At 71.9% G+C, this 17,626-nt stretch carries 16 protein-coding genes and 1 pseudogene; 4 read left to right on the top strand and 13 right to left on the bottom strand.

The features are described from left to right. Positions 1–72 precede the first annotated feature (72 nt). The 4 genes and pseudogenes from G011_RS0126910 to G011_RS31445 form a co-directional block, all read right to left on the bottom strand. Positions 73–924 (bottom strand): DUF1206 domain-containing protein, encoded by an 852-nt coding sequence (locus G011_RS0126910; RefSeq protein ID WP_231391603.1) that lies wholly within the window; start codon positions 922–924, stop codon positions 73–75. Positions 925–1,215: 291 nt separating this feature from the next. Then, positions 1,216–2,361: a sorbosone dehydrogenase family protein gene (locus G011_RS0126905; RefSeq protein WP_019611175.1), complete on the bottom strand. Its 1,146-nt coding sequence runs from the start codon at positions 2,359–2,361 to the stop codon at positions 1,216–1,218. A 29-nt stretch (positions 2,362–2,390) separates the two neighbouring features. Then, a complete protein-coding gene (locus G011_RS0126900) occupies positions 2,391–3,566 on the bottom strand; it encodes an aromatic acid exporter family protein (RefSeq protein WP_019611174.1) in 1,176 nt (391 codons plus the stop codon). A gap of 139 nt (positions 3,567–3,705) precedes the next feature. Continuing rightward, a pseudogene (locus G011_RS31445) lies at positions 3,706–4,287 on the bottom strand (alpha/beta fold hydrolase); the annotation flags it as partial. 277 nt (positions 4,288–4,564) lie between these two features. On the opposite strand from G011_RS31445, the gene G011_RS33055 reads away from it, so the two are divergent. Beyond that, a complete protein-coding gene (locus G011_RS33055; protein WP_231391602.1) occupies positions 4,565–5,218 on the top strand; it encodes a DUF1440 domain-containing protein in 654 nt (217 codons plus the stop codon). A gap of 338 nt (positions 5,219–5,556) precedes the next feature. Here G011_RS33055 and G011_RS0126890 read toward each other — a convergent pair whose 3' ends face one another. Both G011_RS0126890 and G011_RS0126885 read right to left on the bottom strand, forming a co-directional pair. Further along, positions 5,557–6,087, bottom strand: coding sequence for a DUF1360 domain-containing protein (locus G011_RS0126890; RefSeq protein ID WP_013155558.1), 531 nt, complete (start codon positions 6,085–6,087; stop codon positions 5,557–5,559). Continuing rightward, positions 6,080–7,951, bottom strand: coding sequence for a glycoside hydrolase family 15 protein (locus G011_RS0126885; RefSeq protein WP_019611173.1), 1,872 nt, complete (start codon positions 7,949–7,951; stop codon positions 6,080–6,082). Before G011_RS0126885 ends, G011_RS0126890 begins: the two co-directional genes overlap by 8 nt. Positions 7,952–8,106: 155 nt before the next feature. Here G011_RS0126885 and G011_RS0126880 point away from each other — a divergent pair, with 155 nt between their 5' ends. After that, the gene (locus G011_RS0126880; protein ID WP_019611172.1) at positions 8,107–9,159 is read left to right on the top strand and encodes an SDR family oxidoreductase; all 1,053 of its coding nucleotides are present in this window, start codon (positions 8,107–8,109) and stop codon (positions 9,157–9,159) included. A gap of 33 nt (positions 9,160–9,192) precedes the next feature. Next, on the top strand, positions 9,193–9,558 hold the full coding sequence (locus G011_RS0126875; protein ID WP_019611171.1) for a DUF3140 domain-containing protein: 366 nt from the start codon (positions 9,193–9,195) through the stop codon (positions 9,556–9,558). 94 nt (positions 9,559–9,652) lie between these two features. Here the strand turns inward: G011_RS0126875 and G011_RS30335 are convergent, their stop codons facing one another. Next, the gene (locus G011_RS30335) at positions 9,653–11,038 is read right to left on the bottom strand and encodes an MFS transporter (RefSeq protein WP_019611170.1); all 1,386 of its coding nucleotides are present in this window, start codon (positions 11,036–11,038) and stop codon (positions 9,653–9,655) included. A gap of 388 nt (positions 11,039–11,426) precedes the next feature. Between G011_RS30335 and G011_RS31435 the strand changes: the two genes are divergently transcribed. Then, positions 11,427–11,606 (top strand): DUF397 domain-containing protein, encoded by a 180-nt coding sequence (locus G011_RS31435; RefSeq protein WP_081643041.1) that lies wholly within the window; start codon positions 11,427–11,429, stop codon positions 11,604–11,606. A 62-nt stretch (positions 11,607–11,668) separates the two neighbouring features. Here G011_RS31435 and G011_RS31430 read toward each other — a convergent pair whose 3' ends face one another. The 6 genes from G011_RS31430 to G011_RS0126840 form a co-directional block, all read right to left on the bottom strand. Further along, entirely contained in the window at positions 11,669–12,211 is a 543-nt protein-coding gene (locus tag G011_RS31430) for a pentapeptide repeat-containing protein (protein WP_081643043.1), read from the bottom strand. Positions 12,212–12,466: 255 nt separating this feature from the next. Then, positions 12,467–12,610 carry a hypothetical protein gene (locus tag G011_RS32240; RefSeq protein ID WP_013155566.1) on the bottom strand — a complete coding sequence of 48 codons (144 nt, stop codon included), beginning with the start codon at positions 12,608–12,610 and terminating at the stop codon, positions 12,467–12,469. Further along, positions 12,607–15,198 (bottom strand): hypothetical protein, encoded by a 2,592-nt coding sequence (locus G011_RS31925; RefSeq protein ID WP_019611168.1) that lies wholly within the window; start codon positions 15,196–15,198, stop codon positions 12,607–12,609. Before G011_RS31925 ends, G011_RS32240 begins: the two co-directional genes overlap by 4 nt. Positions 15,199–15,245: 47 nt before the next feature. Beyond that, positions 15,246–15,581, bottom strand: coding sequence for a DUF6507 family protein (locus tag G011_RS0126850; protein WP_019611167.1), 336 nt, complete (start codon positions 15,579–15,581; stop codon positions 15,246–15,248). Continuing rightward, a complete protein-coding gene (locus tag G011_RS0126845; RefSeq protein WP_019611166.1) occupies positions 15,578–15,982 on the bottom strand; it encodes a hypothetical protein in 405 nt (134 codons plus the stop codon). The genes G011_RS0126850 and G011_RS0126845 overlap by 4 nt, the downstream gene beginning before the upstream one ends. 170 nt (positions 15,983–16,152) lie before the next feature. After that, a complete protein-coding gene (locus G011_RS0126840) occupies positions 16,153–17,574 on the bottom strand; it encodes a DUF6177 family protein (protein ID WP_019611165.1) in 1,422 nt (473 codons plus the stop codon). Positions 17,575–17,626: the final 52 nt, after the last annotated feature.

Genomic DNA, 17,626 nt, shown 5'->3' with positions numbered 1-17,626 from the left:
GCGTGGGGCCCCGTCCGTATGTCCGGGGAGGGGAGGCGGTTCGGCGCTGGAGGGGAGGACGGTGTCCTACGGTCAGCGCTGCCAGCGCGCCTGGCAGAAGCAGTAGGCGCCGTAGAGGGCCACGCCCAGGGCGACGGCCACCAGCGCCCAGGGGCCGGCCGGGGTCTGGGAGAAGGCCCGCAGCGCGCCGTCCAGCCCGACCGCCTGGTCCTTGTCGAAGGCGATCGCGGCCTGGAGGAAGAAGACGCCGACGGCGGCCAGGACCAGGCCCTGGGTGCCGATGCCGAGCACGCCGACGGTGACGACGGCCCTGCGCCGTCGCGGCGTGAGCGCGCCGAGCGCCAGCTCCTGCGTGAAGCGGCGGGTCACTGCCTTCCAGATCTGGTACAGGCCCACGGCGATCACGCCGCAGCCCACCGCGCCGACGGCGAACCGGCCGAAGGGCAGCGCCATGACCTGTGCCGTCAGCGCCTCCGACCGGCTGTCCTGGGACTGGGACGATCCCTGCCCCAGCAGGAAGCCCGCGATGCTGGAGGCCAGCACGGCGTAGACCACCGCGCGGGACCCGGAGGCGATGCGCTTGGTGGCCTTCTCCAGCCCCACGGCGGCGTAGACCGCCTGCCACACGGTGAGTCCCACCAGCCCCGCCGCCGCGACCCAGAGCAGCAGCATGCCGCCGGTGTTCTGGGCGACGAGTTGGAGGGCGCCGCTGTTGTCCGCCTCCTGGCCGCCGCTGTCGCCGAAGGCGATGCGCAGGGCGAGGTAGCCGATGATGAGGTAGAGCAGGCCCGTGGCGGCGAAGCCCACGCCCGCGAGCCTGCGCAGCCAGGTGCTGTGGGCCGCCTGGCGTCCCGCACGTCGGCCCGCCGCCCGGGCGTCCTTCGCGGAGCGCCGCGCCTTACCTGGTAAGTCTGAGGAGGACATGTCCGGCCCGTGCCCGCGAGGAGGGCGGGAAAACGGATGTTTACCGTTAATACTCCCTTTTGTGCTGTTCAGCGACGTGGAATCCCTCCGGGACGCCCGTGCGGGACGACGGGTTGACGCGCGGTGTTCCGGGTGCGCCGACACGAACGCGGAACGCCGGGGTCCGGGAGAGACAGCGTGGAACAGCGCGGACCGGCCCGGGACGGCACGGACGCCGGGTCCCGCGTGGAACACCGGGTCCCGCCCGGGCGCGCGGGCACGCACACCGGGTGGGCGGGGCGGACGCAGCGCCTACTCCAGCGGCACCCGCAGGATCCTGTCGCCTCCCTCGGTCGGTTCCCCGACCCCGTCGAGGTTGCTGGTGGCCAGCCACAGCGCGTCGCCGCCGGGGGCGGTCACCACCGTGCGCAGGCGGCCGTACTCCCCCTGGTGGCGGTCCACGGGCTCGCCCACGCCGCCGTCACCGGCGAGCGGCACCTCCCACAGGCGTTCGCCGCGCAGCGCCGCCACCCACAGGGAACCGCCCGCGACCGCCGCGCCGCTGGGCGAGGCCTCCGCGGGCCTCCACGTCAGCAGGGGGTCGACGTACTCGTCGCCTCCCCCGGTGCCCTCCACCTCGGGCCAGCCGTAGTTGCCGCCCGGTTCGATCAGGTTGACCTCGTCGAACTCGTTCTGCCCGAACTCGGTGGCGTACAGGTTCCCCTCGTCGTCCCACGCCAGCCCCTGGACGTTGCGGTGGCCGTAGCTGTAGACCGGGTTGCCGAAGGGGTTGTCCGGCGCCGGGTCCCCGTCGGCGGTGATCCGCAGGATCTTGCCGCCCAGCGAGCCGGTGTCCTGGGACAGTCCCTGTCGGCCCGCGTCCCCGGTGCCCACGTACAGCAGGCCGTCGGGGCCGAACTCGATCCGTCCGCCGTTGTGGTAGGAGGCGGAGGGGATGCCGTCGAGGACGACCTCGGTGTCCCCGAAGCCCCCGCCGTCGGGGTCGTACTCCAGACGGCTGATCCGGTTGTCGGAGGCCGCGGTGTGGTAGGCGTACACGTACGGTTCCCCGGGGAAGTCCGGGTCCACGGCGAGCCCCAGCAGACCGCCCTCACCGTTCGGTGCGGCCCCCTCGACGGTGCCGACGCCGGTGACCGAGCCGTCGGGGGACACGCGCACGACCTCCGCCGAATCGCGCTGGGCGACCAGGGCCGAGCCGTCGGGGAGGAAGGCCAGCCCCCACGGCGCCTCCAGGCCCGCGGCGACCTCCTCGGGCCGGCCGGGGTCGGCACCGGCGGAGCCGTCCTGTCCGTCCGGCTCCCGCTGGCCGTCCGTTCCGCCCGTCCCGTCCCCCTCCGCGCCGGTGGTCCCCTGGGCGCCGCACCCGGCGAGGAGGACGAGGGAGCCGAGGACGGCGGCGGCGCGGAGCGCCGCGCTCGCGCGCGTTGAAGGTTCCATGCCGCTTCCCTTCCCCGGCACCGCCGTTGTCACCCCGCCGTAGCGCCCGGCGTCCCCTCCTCGCTGTTCTCGTGCCCCTCCCGCAACTCCTCGAACAGTCGTTCCAGGTCGGTGAGGAGTGCGCTGTGCACGGGCCAGCGTTCGGAGTCCCAGTCCTCGCTCATGTGCTCCCGCGCCCGGTCGATGCGCCGGAGCCCCTCCTCCAGGCGGGAGTCCAGGTCGGCGGAGACGGTGTCGCGCTCGGGTTCCCCGGCCTGGTGGACGGCGTCGAAGGCGTCCGCCGCCGCGTCCAGGAGGGGGGAGAACTCGCGGAGGAAGGCGTCACTCGGCTCGGGGAAGCGCGACCGGCCGCTGTCGGCGGCGCGGAGGGTGCGGACGAGGGACTGGAGGTGGTGCGCGGACCGGCCCAGGGCGAGGATCCAGCCGTAGTAGGCCTTCGGCGCCCTCTTCGGCGAGGGACCGGCCAGGAGCCGCCGCGGGTTCAGGCGCGCCCGGTACTCCTGCTGGGAGACCGACTCCCGGGCGTTGCGCTCGGTGTTGTCGAACCCCTGCGCGACCCGGGCCCAGTAGCCGGTGTCCTTGAGCCCCCCGCCGCCCTCGCGGAGCGCCTCGGCCATCTCACGGGTGAGATCGCGCAGGCCGTCGGCGAAGTCGAGCACAGCACTCTCGGCGTCGCGGAAGCGGATGGCGGGCGCGAAGACCGTGTTCGTCACGACGGCGGTCCCAGCCCCCACCAGCACCATGAGCAGCAGGGTTCCGAGGTCCACGGGGCTGCCCGCGGTACCTCCCGCGAGCGCGAAGGACGCCACCACGGGTATCTGCTTGCCCTGGTCCCCGAAGACCGTGAACTGCCCCACCGTCACCGCGAGGAGCACGGCCAGGGCGAAGAACCACACGTTGAGCCCGACGGTGAGCCCGGTCAGGCCCGCGATCAGGGCGCCCAGGAAGACCGCGGGGACGTAGCGCAGGGACTGGAGCACCGACCCGTACACGCTGGGCCGCACCACCAGGAGGGCGGAGAAGGGGGCGAAGCCGACCTGGGCGGAGTCCACCATGAACGCGCCCAGGGCCCAAGCTCCGGTGGAGGCGATGACGCACTTGGCGATGATGACCGCGGTCTCGCGCTCGTAGCCGCGCCGCTCGACGATCCGGCGCAGCACCTCGCGGGCGTTGGCCGCGGTCCTCCTCACACGTTCGGCGACCACTCGGCCTCCGCCCTCCGGTCCCGTGCCGTCTCCCGAACGAACTCCCCGACCAGGTCGGCGACCCGGTCGGGGCGGCGGCGGTGAGCGCGTGGGGCTGTCCGGGCAGGGTCACGAGCCGTCCCCGGGGCAGCAGCCGGGCGGCCTCCCGCGCCCAGGGAGCGGGGCAGAGGGGGTCCCTGCCCCCGCGCAGGACCAGGGTCGGCTGCCCCACCCTCGGCAGGACCGTCTCGATCCGGTGCTCGCGGCTGGCCAGAAGACTGCAGACGTCCCTGCGCACTCCCGCGTCCCAGTAGTCGGCGACGACGGAGCGGATCACCGAGAGGTCCTCGCGCGTGGCGTCGCGCAGCAGGCGTGCGGCCAGTTCGGGCAGCGAGCGCGCACCGGGGTCCGTCGTGGGCCCGGCCAGCACGAGCGACCCCACCTCGTCGGGCGCGCGCACCGCGGCCTCGGCGACCACCTGCGTTCCGAGGGAGAGCCCGAGCAGGCAGGGCCGCTCGATCCCGCGGACGCGGAGCCACGCGAGGAGGGAGTCCGCGAGTCCGGTGACCGTGGGCGCGTGGTCGGGTGCGGTGCTCGCGCCGAACCCCGGCAGGTCGACGGCCCAGGCGGGCGTCCTTCCCTCCAGGGCCCTGACCACGGGCAGCGTCTGGCGCGAGGAGATCCCCGCGCCGTGCACGCAGACCACCGGAGGCCCCTGTCCGGGTACGTGCCACCAGGCCATCGACGCGCGTCCGACCCCGTCCGTGCCCCTGCGGGCCTCCATGCCTACCCCCGAACGGCCTCCTCGGCACCGGTCATGTGGTCGCCACAACTACCCAGGGCCCCTGCCTTCAACCCACTCCCCCGTCGAGGCGTGTGGAGACGGCGCGGGGCGGTCAGGGAGGTACACGCAAGGGTGTGCGCGCGAAGGGAGCCAGGAGATGGGCAGGAAGTCGGATTCGCCTCCGAAGCACCCGTGGTTGAGGGGGGCCGTGCGGGGTGTCGCGGGTGCGATGGCCATGAGCGGTATGCGGCAGGTGGAGGTCGGAGCGGGGTTCGTGCGGCGCACACCGCCCGAGGCCGTCCTGGCGGAGGGCGTGCCCGCCCTGCTGGAGAGCGTCCCCCCGGAGCGGAGGAAGGCCGCGATCGAGCTGGCGCACTGGGGGTACGGGGCGGCGGCGGGTACCGTCTTCGCGCTGCTGCCGCGCCGGGTGAGGCGGTGGCGGCTGGCCGGTCCGGTCTTCGGGGTGGCGGTCTGGAGCGCGTACGAGCTGGCCGTCGCCCCCGCGCTCGGCCTCGCCCACGCGCGCGGGCACCGGCCCCGGGAGCGGTGGGCGTTCCTGTTCGACCACGTGGTCTTCGGGCTCATGGTCGGGGAGGCGCCCGAGAGCGTGGTGGCCGGAACCGGGGGCTCCGGGGACGACGCGCAGGAGGGGTGCTGCTGCGGGGGCCACGGGAGCGCCGGGGGCCGTGGGGACCACCGGGGACGCCGAGGGCGCGGGGGCCGTCGGAGCCGCCGGGAGCACGGGGGACACGGGAACCACTGCGGTCACGGCGACCACGGGGACGACCACGGCTCTGAGGTTCACGGTGACCGCGGGAAGCACGGTGATCACGCGAAGCACGGCGACCGCGGGAAGCACGGGAGACGGGGAAAGCGCCACCGGCCCTGACGGCGGGGAGGCGGGGGCGGGCGACCGGTCGGTCGCCCGGCCCCGCCTCCGCTGCGTGCTCTCCGCGGTCCGGTCCGAGGCGGTGTCCGGGACGGCCACGGCGCCCCCACGGACTGGCAGGAAGCGTCACCGTTGCGGCGCGAGGGTTCTGACCCGCGACTCGGCGGGCTCGGACGGTTGGGACACGCCGCAAGACCACCGCGGAGGGGGAAGAGGCCCCGGCGGACCCTCCCGGCCGGACCTGACGCGGGAACCCGGGCGCGACGGCGCCACGGCCGGGCGGTACCGGTGCCCATCGACCGCCGAGGCGTGGCGACGCCGACAAGGACACGGAGGCGCTACTCCTGGGCCTTCTGGAGGCGCACGTACGCCAGCTGGAGCCAGTCGGACACCGCCACGGCGCTGAACACCGCCCCGGTCCCCCGGGTCACACCGGGCGCGAACACCAGGCCGAAGGCGTAGGCCGTGGCGATCCACTGCGCGGTGCAGAAGGGGCAGGTGATCAGCTCGCCGACCGCCCGGCGGGCGCCCTGGCCGCGTACCTCCTCGGCCAGCTCGGCCGGGGCCGAGACCCCTTGGAAGCGGGTGAAGAACGCCCGGAGCGGGCTGGTGACCGCGTCCTTGGCCAGCATCCGGGACAGCTTGTGCGTGGTCAGTCCCATCAGCGCCAGGTCCCACGGCCCCACGCTCTCGGCCCTGCGTCTGCCCCGGAACCGGCGCGCGGCGAGCAGCCCGACTCCCACCAGGGCCAGGTAGCCCGAGGCCACGGCCGTGTACCCGAAGAGGGGCTGGTCGCTGTCGCCCCGGTAGGCCTCCGCCTCCTCCTGGATCGTCTCCTTGATGTCCCCGGTGGTGTTGTGGTCAGCCATCTGCTCCAGTCCTCCTTCGTCGTGTCGCGCCGCTCGACCTGTCGCGCACCCACGAGTGCAGCGCCTCCCCGTCCCCCGCCTGGTCGAGGTTGACCGCCGCCTCGATCAGCGCGAGGTGGGTGAAGGCCTGGGGGAAGTTGCCCAGCATGGTGCCGTCGGCGGCCATCTCCTCCGCGTGCAGGCCGAGCTCTCCCGAGCTCCCGCACAGTTCCTCGAACCTCCGCCGCGCCTCCTCGGCCCGCCCGGCGAGCACCAGGGCGGAGACCATGTCGAAGGAGCAGAGGAGGAAGGCGCCCTCCGGGGTGCCCAGTCCGTCGTCGGTCGTCTCGGGGTCGTACCTGTGGACGAGTCCGCCCTCCCCGCCCAGCTCCGCGTCCACCCGTTCCAGGGTCGCGAGCACGCGCGGGTCGGTCCCCTCCAGGAAGCCCAGGAGCGGGATCCGCAGCAGCGACCCGTCCACGTGGGACGAGCAGTAGGACTGCGTGAAGGTCCCGGCCTCCGCGTCGTAGCCCCGGTCCAGGACCTCCTGGCGCACGGCGTCCAGCTCCTTGCGCCACTTGTCCAGCGGGACGTCCCCGCCCGCCTTGCCGGACTCGGTGGCCAGCTGGATCCCGCGGTCCAGGCACACCCAGGCGTAGACCTTGGAACTCGTCCAGTGCCGCGGCCGCGACCGCACCTCCCACATGCCCTCGTCCGGCTCGCGCCAGACCCGGCACGCCGCGTCGACCATCGAGGAGAGCTGTTCGACGTCCCCGCGCCCGAGCCCGCCGGTGGCCTCCTCGTAGGACAGCGCGGCGTCGAGCACGTGCCCGTACACGTCCAGCTGGTGCTGTGAGTAGGCGTCGTTGCCGACGCGGACCGGTCTGGACCCGGCGTGTCCGGCGAGGTGGTCCAGGGTCTCCTCCTCAGGCGGCGGCTGTTCGTCGACCGCCTGCACCGGGGGGACCCAGTCGATCGGCTGGCCGCACATCCGCAGCAGGAAGCGCAGGTAGTGCCCCGCCTCCTCGGCGTGCCCGAGCCGCAGGAAGGCCAGGACGACGAGCGCGGCGTCGCGGTGCCAGACGTAGCGGTAGTCCCAGTTGCGCGGGCCTCCCGGCCACTCGGGCAGGGACGTGGTGGGTGCGGCGATCAGGGCGCCGCTCTCCTCGTGGAGCAGACCGCGCAGGGTGAGGGCGCTGCGGCGCACGTGCGTGGCGCCGACCCCGTCGTAGTCGGTCCGCCCGGACCACTCCCGCCAGGCGTCCAGGGTCTCCCGCAGCAGCGCCCGGCCCTCCCCCAGGCCGACGCGGCGTCCGCCCTCCAGGTAGTCCAGGGCGAACACGGCGGTGTCCCCCTCGGCCAGCTCCACGCGGTACTCCGGCACGCCGTCCCGTGCGAGCACGGGCGCGGGGGAACCCGACAGCATGGGCCCCGAGGCCTCGCGCAGTCCGCCGTCCACCCGCTCCCACACGGGTTCGGCACGCGCGAAGTCGGGTCTGGCGTCGAGCCGCGAGCGCACGGACGTGCTCCCGGAGCGGCACTCGACGACCCGCAGGAGGAAACCCTGCCGGTACAGGCCCGCCCCGCCCTCCTCCGGCCTTCGCACCGCGAGCAGGTCGCGGACGGCCACCTCCGTGTCCGTGCCCCGCCAGAGCGTCTCCAGGACGAGCGTGTCGTCGACGTAGGCGCGTCCGGCCGGGCTCGCCCCCTCGACCTCCAGGGTCCATCCGCCTCCGCGCGGGTCCAGGATCCCCGAGACGAGGGCGGGCCCGTCGAACCGGGGAACGCACAGCCAGTCGACGGTGCCGTCGGGTGTGGTGAGCGCGGCGGTGTGGCAGTCCGAGAGGAAGCCGTGGTCGCCGATGCTCGCGGTGCCCTGTGCCATCCGCACCTCCGAGTCGTGTCGTGTTCCCGGGAACCCCTCATGTGCGACTGCCCCGGGGCGCCCCCGGCGAAACGACAGCTCAGAAGCTTGCCGCGGCACGCACATACCGGGCGGCGCTCCCGGGTAGCGGAGGGTGCGAAGGGCCGGAAGCGGCCGTGTCGACCCGTGTGGGGGTGGCCGAGGTGGCCGGGAGACCGAACGGCCGGATCGCGGTGGTCAGCGGAGCCAGCGCGGGCGTCGGAAGGGCGACCGCTCGCGAGTTCGCCCGGCGGGGGTACACCGTCGCGCTGCTCGCGCGGGGGCAGGCGGGGCTGGAGGCCGCCGCGGAGGAGGCCCGCGCCGAGGGCGTGGCCGCGTTGCCGCTGCGGGTGGACGTGAGCGACGCCGAGGCGGTGCGCGGGGCCCTGGCCCAGGTCGAGTCGGAGCTGGGGCCGGTGGACGTGTGGGTCAACTGCGTGCTCGCCACGGTCATCTCGCCGTTCATGGAGGTGGAGCCGGAGGAGTACCGCCGGGTCACCGACGTCTGCTACCACGGTTACGTCTACGGCACCCAGGCCGCCCTGGAGCGCATGCTGCCCCGGGACAGGGGGGTGATCGTGCAGGTCGGGTCGGCCCTGGCCTACCGCGGCATTCCCCTACAGGCGGCGTACTGCGGTGCCAAGCACGCGATACGCGGGTTCACCGACTCCGTCCGCGCCGAGCTGATCCACCGCGGATCGGGCGTCCGGGTGACGGAGGTGCACCTGCCCGCGGTGAACACCCCGCAGTTCACCTGGACGCGCGCGCACCTGGACGGCCGCCGCCCGCGCCCCGTGGCCCCCGTGTACCAGCCCGAGGTCGCGGCCCGGGCGATCGTCTGGGGTGCCGAGCACCCGAGGCGGCGCCGGTACTGGGTGGGGGTCTCGACGGTGGCCACCGTCCTGGGCCAGCGGTTCGCACCGAGGGTGCTCGACTGGCAGCTGGGACTCACCGGACGTAGGAGCCAGGTGCGCGACGCCCACCCGCCCGCGCGCGACAACCTGTTCCGTCCCCTGGACGGCGAGCACGACTTCGGCGCGCACGGCGAGTTCGACGACGAGTCGCGCGAGTCCAGCCTGCTCCAGGAACTGAGTCAGCGGCGGAGCACCGTGGCCCTGCTGGGCGCCGCGGGGTTCGCGGTGGGGGCCGCGGGCTACGCGGTCGCACGGGGAGCGCACCGGCGGCCCTGAACAGCGACGAAGCCGAAACCGAGGGGGAAGAGCATGGCTGAGCACGATCCCGCCGTGGACGAGGCGTGGGAGGAGTTCCACGCGGTGGTGAACATGACCGGGGAGCAGCTGCGCGAGTGGCTGCTCACGAACGCCTCGGGCGAGGACGCCTTCCGCACCGAGCCGGGGCACACGGTGTCCCGGAGGGGCGAGGCGGTCGTGAACCTGCTGAACAAACGCCGCGTGGACGTGACGGAGGCCGACGTCGAGCTGATGCGCGAGGTGACCGAGTACGTCCGCGGCCAGCTCGCGGACCCGCACCGCGAGGACGCGCGGTGGCGGCACCGGCTGATGTCGGTGGGACACGACCCGCTCAGCCCCGACTCGGCGCGCCCCGACGAGGAGGACCTCGCGGGGTAGCGGTCACCGTGAGGCCGGGGCGGGCGCGGATGCCCGCCCCGGCACGCGTCGGCGCCCGACCGCGAACCCGCCGGTCAGCCGCGGACGGGACGGCTCAACGAAGGGACGGGCCGTGCGGTTCCGTTGTCCTCCTTCTTCCGAGATACCAGGCCGCGACCGCCGTCAGGAGGGCGAACCCGCCCAGGGCCGGGCCCACGACGTGGAACGCGTCCGTGAACCGCTCGCCCTCCAGGCGTCCACCGGTGAGCACCGCCAGGAGCGTCCCGGCCGCGGCGAGGGCGACCGTCTCCACGGTGATCCGGGAGGCGTTGAACACCCCGGCCGCGACGCCCGTCTGCTCGGCGGGCACCGCGCCCATCGCCATTCCGTCCACGACGCCGTTGGTGAGACCCACCCCGGCTCCGACCAGCAGGAACGGCAGGAGCAGCCGCCACGGGGTGGCGTCGGGGCCCAGCGCGAGCAGCCCCGTGGCCCCGGCGGCGCACAGCAGCAGGGCGCCGACCACGACCGCGGTGTGGGGCAGGCGCGCGGCCAGTTCCGCGCCCAGGGCGGGCAGCAGAAGGGTGGGCAGCGTGAGCATCATCAGCCACAGCCCGGCTTGGCCCGCGCCCAGCCCGACCACGGCGATCAGGTACGACGGCAGGTACACGAGCAGGGGCACGAGCACCGCCATGAACGCGGCGGCGGCCAGGGTGTGGGCGACGAACCGACGGTTGGCCAGCAGGACCAGGTCCACCAGGGGGTCGCCGGCCCGGCGTTCGACGAGTACGAAGGCGATCGCCAGAGCCACGACCAGGACCAGTCCCGCGAGCGCCGTCGGCAGGCCGCGCGCGGGTCCTTCCACCAGGACGGCGATCGAGGCGAGCAGCGCCGAGGTGAACAGGACGGCTCCGAGCCGGTCCACGGGCCTGCCCGTGCCGCGCGCGGCGGGCAGCAGGGGCACGAGGAGGAGGACGAGCCCGGCCACGGCGGCCGGGGAGGCGAACGCGGCCCGCCAGCCGAAGTTCTCGACGAGCAGTCCGGCCACGGCCGGGCCGAAGGCGGTACCGGCGCCCAGCACCGTGCCCAGCAGGCCGAAGGCCCGGGCCCGCGCGGGGCCCTCGAAGGCCGCGGCGATCATCGAGCTGCCCCCGGCGACCGCCGCCGCGGCGCCGACGCCGCCCGCCGCGCGCAGCAGGTTCAGGGCGGCGACGTCCCGTACGAACAGGCACAGCAGACCGCTGACGCAGAACAGGGCGAGGCCGAAGGCGTATACCCGGCGGCGGCCGACCGCGTCGGCGACCGACCCCGCGCACACGAGGAAGGCGGCGAAACAGGCATTGTAGGAGTTGACGACCCACTGGGCGGCGGTCAGCGTGGCGCCGAGTTCGGCCCGGACGGCGGGCAGGGCCACCGAGGCGCCGGTGATGGCCAGCGGGAAGGTGAGCGTGGAGAGCAGGACGGCGAGGAGGAGTATCCCGCCGCGGTCGCGTGTGGACAAGAGGGGCTCCGTGGCATCGGAAAGGCGGAGCCGGGCAGCACGCGGTACCGCACCGGCGTGGTCGCTGATGCGGCGGGAGGACTCTGGGGTCGGCCGCCGCTAGGCGGCCACGTCATCCGATTCGGGCACGGGCGGGAGCCTAACCGGTTCCCGGCGGTCCGGGCCAGCGGTTTTCCGCGCCGCTGCCGGACTCGCCTCAGTGCCGGCACCTGGAGTGAAAGCGCAGAGCCTCGGGCCCGGGCCGCCCCTGGCCGAGGCGGCGCTCCGCCAGACAGTCGGCGCACAGGAGCAGGAAGGAACGAACGCGATGTTCGTCGGCGACCGCTCGGCGAGCTGATCCGAGTTCGGCCGCTCACGGGGCGAGACCGCCCGTGCAGGGGGCGGGCACATGCCGACGTCATTCCGCGAGTCGTCCTACAGCGGCGGCAACGGCAACTGCGTGAAGGCGACCGATACTCCCGCATTCTCCGCAGTCCGCGACACCTGGGACCGCGGCCCGGGCACGCCGACCTTCGGCCCCGGCGAGTGGCGCGTCTTCCTCAGCACCACCGCTCGCGGCACCCGCTGAACCTCCGCCTTGGCCCCCGACGCACGGAAAGAGTGGGCGGGCGCCACCACCAGCCCGCCCGGTCAGGCCTCGTCCGCGACTCTCACATCCGGCGCCCCGTTGTCCCGGAACCACTCGGCAAGCTCTGGCCCACCGATGACGCGGGGTTCCCTTTCCGTGCCGACGTCCACGGTCCCCCTGACCCAGCCACCGGCTCCGGTCACTGTGCACCCGAGGACCTTGGCCTCCTTGAAGACAGTGGTTCCGGAAGCTTCACCCGGACCGAACCACACGCCCGACAAATCTGATTCACGCAGGTCCGTCTCGTGCATCCATGCCGCGTTGAGGTATGCCCCTCTGAGACATGATCCAACGATTCCAGAACGGTAGAATTTGGCACCAACGAACGAGGCCCTACTGAAGTCAGATCCCCGCGCCTCACACTCCGAGAGGTCAGCCTTGCGGAAATTTGATCCGACGAAACGAGAATTGTTCAGTACAGCCGCACTGAGCTCCGACTTGGAGAAGTCACATTCGTTAAATACGCACTCACTGAGATCAGCCTGAATAAAATGAAGGTATGCCATGGACATTCCTGACAGGTCAGCCCCTCGCAAATCCACCATGGACACCCCCAACCCCTCGCCCTACCCCCAAGGCGCGTTCAGACCGACAACAATGCGACAGAATGTCCGACACGCACCAACTCTCGGGCGGCGCGGCGACAGATGAAACATGCCCCCTTCGCACGAAGCCCCCGAACAAGTAGCCAAATCTCTCCGAAACAGGGAAAGGGCTCGAAAATGGAGCCCCTTGATCACTCGCCCTCAATACAGGAAAGCAGTAGGCAGCCAAAGAGAACCAAGTTCCCCAAAGTAAATTTAATTAATGAAACCCTCCACCTCGGGGTCCTTCAAAATCTTGGCGTATGCCCGCGCCGTTCGTTCGTCGTACCCATCATCGAGATACATCTGGATTAGCTCTTCGAGCGTGTAGTTTTCCGGGTCATCAACAACAGCGATCATCGTAGATTCCAATCATTAGCAAAAACCTCGTCGAGCGCCTGGGCTATCGGCCTGAAGTCATCATCCCTCCACTGTCGGTACTGATCAACCCCTCCCCTGTCAAGGTGACTACGGATCTCCTCCTGGAGACGACGATCCCCTGTCCGCTCGGCAACCCACTGAGCATACGAGCGCGCGAACAGCTCCGGCTGACCAATCATGTAGTCTACATAGTCAGTGGAAGGCTCCGCGTACAGTGCTTTATACTGCGGCGAGCTTCTCACTGTAGACGCCCAAGCCCTCAACGCTGGCGTCGATGGCATGATTGATGCCAGTCGCCTTGGCGATCCTGTTATGGCATGGTCAATCGCATGCCCAATCTCATGCACCAAGGTTTCTCGGAGATTAGGGTTCACTGGGTTCAACAAAATGGTACGGCTTCCCGGTTCATATCTACCGGCACGCCCAGCACCCAATTCCCGAAGCTCGAAAGTGACCGTTTCCATCGCCGCAGGAAATCTATGCACTTGACCAACAAGTTCAATCGCCTCGTCAATCTCGACAAGGATTTCCCTCGGCATGTCGCCAGAAATATCACTAGGGAAATCGGTTCGACTTTCCAAAGTGAAATCATCCGATTCTCCACCCACCAGCACAGAATGGTCGCGATGACCGTCAAGAGGCGTGTTGTTCGCGTCAGAATCGAATTCGAGACCTGACCTTGGGTCCGCGTTCATCGATGAATCGGAAGCATCATCAGCAATACCATCTGCGCCGCTTCCATACGCCGACCTGGAGGCACCCCCTTCACTGTGCATTCCAAGGTCAACATTCTCATCGTCAGGGTTTACGGCAATCCGTTCCCCTCTGAGATCACCCGTGCCGATAGTCAAGTCAGCGTCGACTATCGGGGAGGCACCGCCCTGGTTGTTACCGCGCTGGAGTTCTGTGTCCGGCCGCGTGTACGAGGCAGAGGTGCCGAGTTCATCGCTACTTCCCGTAGTCGTTTCGGGCCAGTTCTCTCGTTCCAGGTGAGCGCCGTTATGAACGTCCTCACTGAAGTGGTCCAAGGAATCATCGTCGCGAGGGTAGTTAGGCGTTGTGCCGCTGTCCTGGGGCTGGGGCGCGGGCGGGTTCTGCGAGGGCCGGTCCCCGCCGCCGTCTGGCACGGGGGTGGTCGGGGTGGAGGCGGGCGGGCGGTACCGGTCGGGGTCCAGCAGTGAGTTGTTCAGCATGGTGAGCGGGTTCTCGAAGCGCTCCCCCGTGGGGCGCTGCCCCTCCCCGGCACCCGGCAGCGGACTGCTGGGCCAGCCCCGCGTTCCCGCTCCGCCCCTCGACGTGAAGCTGTCCGAGCCCGAGGCCGAGCCCGAACCCCCTCCGGAACCCGAGCCGGAGCCGTCGAACTCCGCGTCGCCCGGACCCCCGGGGGCGTCCATGGAGCTGACCACCCCCGCCCCGGCGATGATCTTGAGGGCCTTGAGGGGCAACCCGACGGTCATCAGCGCGGCGTTGGCACCGATGGTGGTGTTGGAGTAGGCGACGCCGTCGTCCCGCGTGGACCAGGCGGTGTGCCCCTCCCAAATCTCGGTGAGGCTGCCCCAGGCGTTGCCGGTCCACCGGTCCCATCCGGCGCCCCAGCCCTCCTGGCCGCCCTCCCCCGGCTCCCACAGCCACCCGTGCTCGTCGTGGACACCGACCAGGGTGACCGTGTCCATCCACGCGTCGCTCCAGGCCGCCGTGGCGTTATCCCAGCGGCCCCGCGGATCGAACCGCCACCCGTTGTCGGGGTGCCAGAACCCGAGCTTGGACGTCAGCCCCACCGCCGAGCCCCACAGGAGGTCGGTGGCCCCCGTGTCCCACAGCGCCTGACCGATGGGATTGCCCCAGTCCATCAGGGAGGGGTGGAACTCGCTCCCCGCCCACGCGGTGAAGTCGTTGATGTTGCTGTTGACGCCCTCGAAACTCAGGGCGTTCTCCAGGGACACATCGCGCTCACCGGCGTCGGTGGGCAGCCCGTAGACCAGCGCGCCGTCCCCGGCGGCCTGGTCCGGGGAGACGTAGGCGGGGCCGCCGAACACCGCCGAGATCCGGGTGGCGCACGCGTTCTCGGCCTCGTTGAACGTGGACCAGGCCGTGTTGACCGCGTCCTTGATGCGGATGTTCTCCGCCAGCGCCCACTCGTCGGTCTCGTCGTCCTTGTTCAGCCACCACACCTTCTTGTCGTGGTTGGCGTTCCACAGGCTCTGGGCGTCGATCCGCAGGGTGTTGAGCGAGCCGCGCGCGGTCGTGGCCGCCTCGGCCAGGTCCTCCAGCGCGCTGGCGACGGTGGCGAGGTCGCCCTGGATGCCCTCTCCCCGGGTGACCACGGGGTCCATCGCGGCGAAGAGCGTCTCGCTCTCCGGTGCGCTGTAGTGGGCCTGCACACCATGCCAGGTGGAGGACATGTCCTCGGCCCCGCCGAAGAGGTCCTCCCCGCCGGTGCGCAGGGTCTCGGCCGCGTAGTTGAGGGACCAGACGTCGGTGAGGGGGTAGGGGATGGTGTCGGGGTCGATGAGCGTGAACGGGTTGGGATCCACGCCGTTCTGGGGCTCGGTGGGCTCGAAACTCACCAGGGGGCCTTCCGTGGGGGCGGGGTACGGGGGGCGGGGGGGTGACGTCAGAGGTCGAGGTTCTCGCCGGTGCCCGCCTGGCTCTGGGCTTCGGCGGCCATCTCCTCCTGGCCCTGGTTGTAGGCCAGCGTGGCGTCGTTGGCGCCCTGCAGGCACGACAGGGTGCGGGTGAACATGGCGTCGGTCTCGCCGGTGAAGTGCTCGAAGAACCCGGACAGGGCGGCCTCCACGGGCGGGCTCTTGGCGTTGGTCAGCGCCATCTCGATCCCGTCGGCGGTGGAGTCGATGGTGTCGGAGAACCCGCCTCCTTCGAGACCGAGCTGGTCACCCAGGTCACCCAGGACCAGCGAGACCCCGTAGACGTCGATGTTCCACCGGCTCATCGGTTCTCCTTTCCGGGGGTGTCGGCGGCGAACCGGTGCGCGTGGAACAGCGCCCCGGCCCCGGCCTCCGGGGCTTCGGCGGCGTGGACACGGGCATCGGCGGCACGGACACGGGCCTCGGCCATGCTCTGCTCCGCGACGCGGGCCCGCAGCAGCTCCAGCGAGGCGCGCACGCCCTCGACCGCCCTGGCCCTGCGTTCCCGCACGGGCCTAGGGAAGGCCGCGTCCGACTCCTTGAGGACCACGATCCCGTCGGTGGGCGCCGGGTCCCGCGGTTCGGCGACAGCGGCGTTCCCGTCCGACTCGTCCGACGGCTCCACCAGTTCGAACTTCATCCGGTCGCTGCCCTCCCTCGTCGACTCCGCGGTCCGCCTGGCGGACTCCAACAGCAGTATGCGCATATGGAGTGACGTTCCACGATCGGTCCCGGTTCCGCGGGAGACCCCGCTCCGGCGGTGGTCAGGCGCGGGGTCAGCGGTCGAGCCGAGCGGAACACCCAGATGGGAACAGTGGAAGTGACGTGCGTCACTCCTACTCCGGAAAAGGGCGACGGGACTCCCCCGGGAAAGGCTCAGGCCCTCTTCGCGGAGGCCGCGGACAGGTACTCCGTCTGCCTCCTCATGAGGTCCAGGGCGCGCAGGGGCGCCGCCGCGTCCTCCACCACCGGGTACCAGACCGCCCGGGCCCCGTCCTCGCCGACGAGCGTGCCCGGGATCGGCCCCGCCTGGGCGCGGCCGGTACCGATCCGGCGCAGCCGGTCCGGCCCGACCGCGAGTCCGACCGGGACCACGGGCCCCGCCCACACCGGCGCGTAGGTGACATCGGCGCGCCCGGGGACGCGGCGTACGCGCAACCCGTCCAGCAGTCCCTCGGCCGCCAACGCCTCCACCAGGGCCGTGAACGCGTCGGAGGGCACGGCGTCCCCGTTCTCGAACCCGGTCACCACCGACACCCGCTCCAGGACCCTGCTCCCGCGCCGGGCCAGGTGGAGCTGTCCGGAGAAGGGGCGCCCCTCTCCCAGCGGACCCGACAGGTACAGGATCGAGGGCCTGGATCCGCGTTCACGCACGTAACCGGCCATCCGGTCGCGGTCCCAGGCCATGAGCGCGGGCTCGTGCGGACCCCACGCCGACGGCGCGGTCCCCGCCACGTGCTCGGAGACGACCTCCGCCACGCGGCCCAGGTCCGGGGTGAAGGGGTCGCCGTGGAGCACGGACACGTCCACCACGATCTGCGTTCCGGCGCTCTCGGCGTGGTCCGCGAGGAACCCCGAAACCGGCTCGGCGTCCGGATGCCCGGCCGCCCACGCCAGCCCGGCCGGTTCCCTGTCCGCGCGGAACCCCTGCTCGTCGTCCCAGCGCACGGGCAGGCCGGTGATGCCGTCGTAGTGGCCGCCGTCCTCGCCCCGCACCACCCAGCGTCCCAGCGTCCCGGCCGCGAAGGTGCGTACCGCGTAGGTCAGACGGGCGGTGGGCGGGGTGAGCACCTGGAGCGTCCTCTCCCCCACGTGCGTGGCCATCGCGTCGCTGAGCCAGGACGAGAACGGCACCACCGCCCGGTCCTGGGCGACCAGGAGCGCCTTGGTCGCGGTGCGTTCGACCGCCGGGTGCTCCGACTCCTCCCACAGCCCGAAGTCGGCCTGCCCCGAGGTCCACACCGCCCCGCCGAGCCGCAGCGCGAGCCCGTCGGCGAACCGGTGCGCCACCTCCCGCCCCCGCTCGTCGGGGCGGGCGCGCGTCTCCACCCACCAGAAGGTCTCCGGCAGACCCGCCACGACCTCCGGCCCCAGCAGGCGCACGACCGCGTCCGAACGCTCCACCGGCTGCCCGGGTTCGAGGGTGGCCAGCAGGTGGGCGTCCCCGTCGCGGATCTGCAGGACACGGGTGTCGCCGTGCCAGTGCAGCCGCAGCTCGGGGTCCACGCCTCCCAGGGCGTGAACGACCGCCTTCTCGTCGGGCTCGTCGGCGACCAGGGCCACCACGTCGTAGCTCAACGGCTCTCCTGAGGGGGGTCGGGGGGGCGGGCGGGGACCGCCACGGCCCCGC

It is taken from the genome of Nocardiopsis sp. CNS-639, assembly GCF_000381685.1.
Classification (GTDB): domain Bacteria; phylum Actinomycetota; class Actinomycetes; order Streptosporangiales; family Streptosporangiaceae; genus Nocardiopsis; species Nocardiopsis dassonvillei.
The sequence above is the reverse complement of the archived record's forward strand: the minus strand, read 5'-3'. Positions and strand labels throughout refer to the sequence as shown.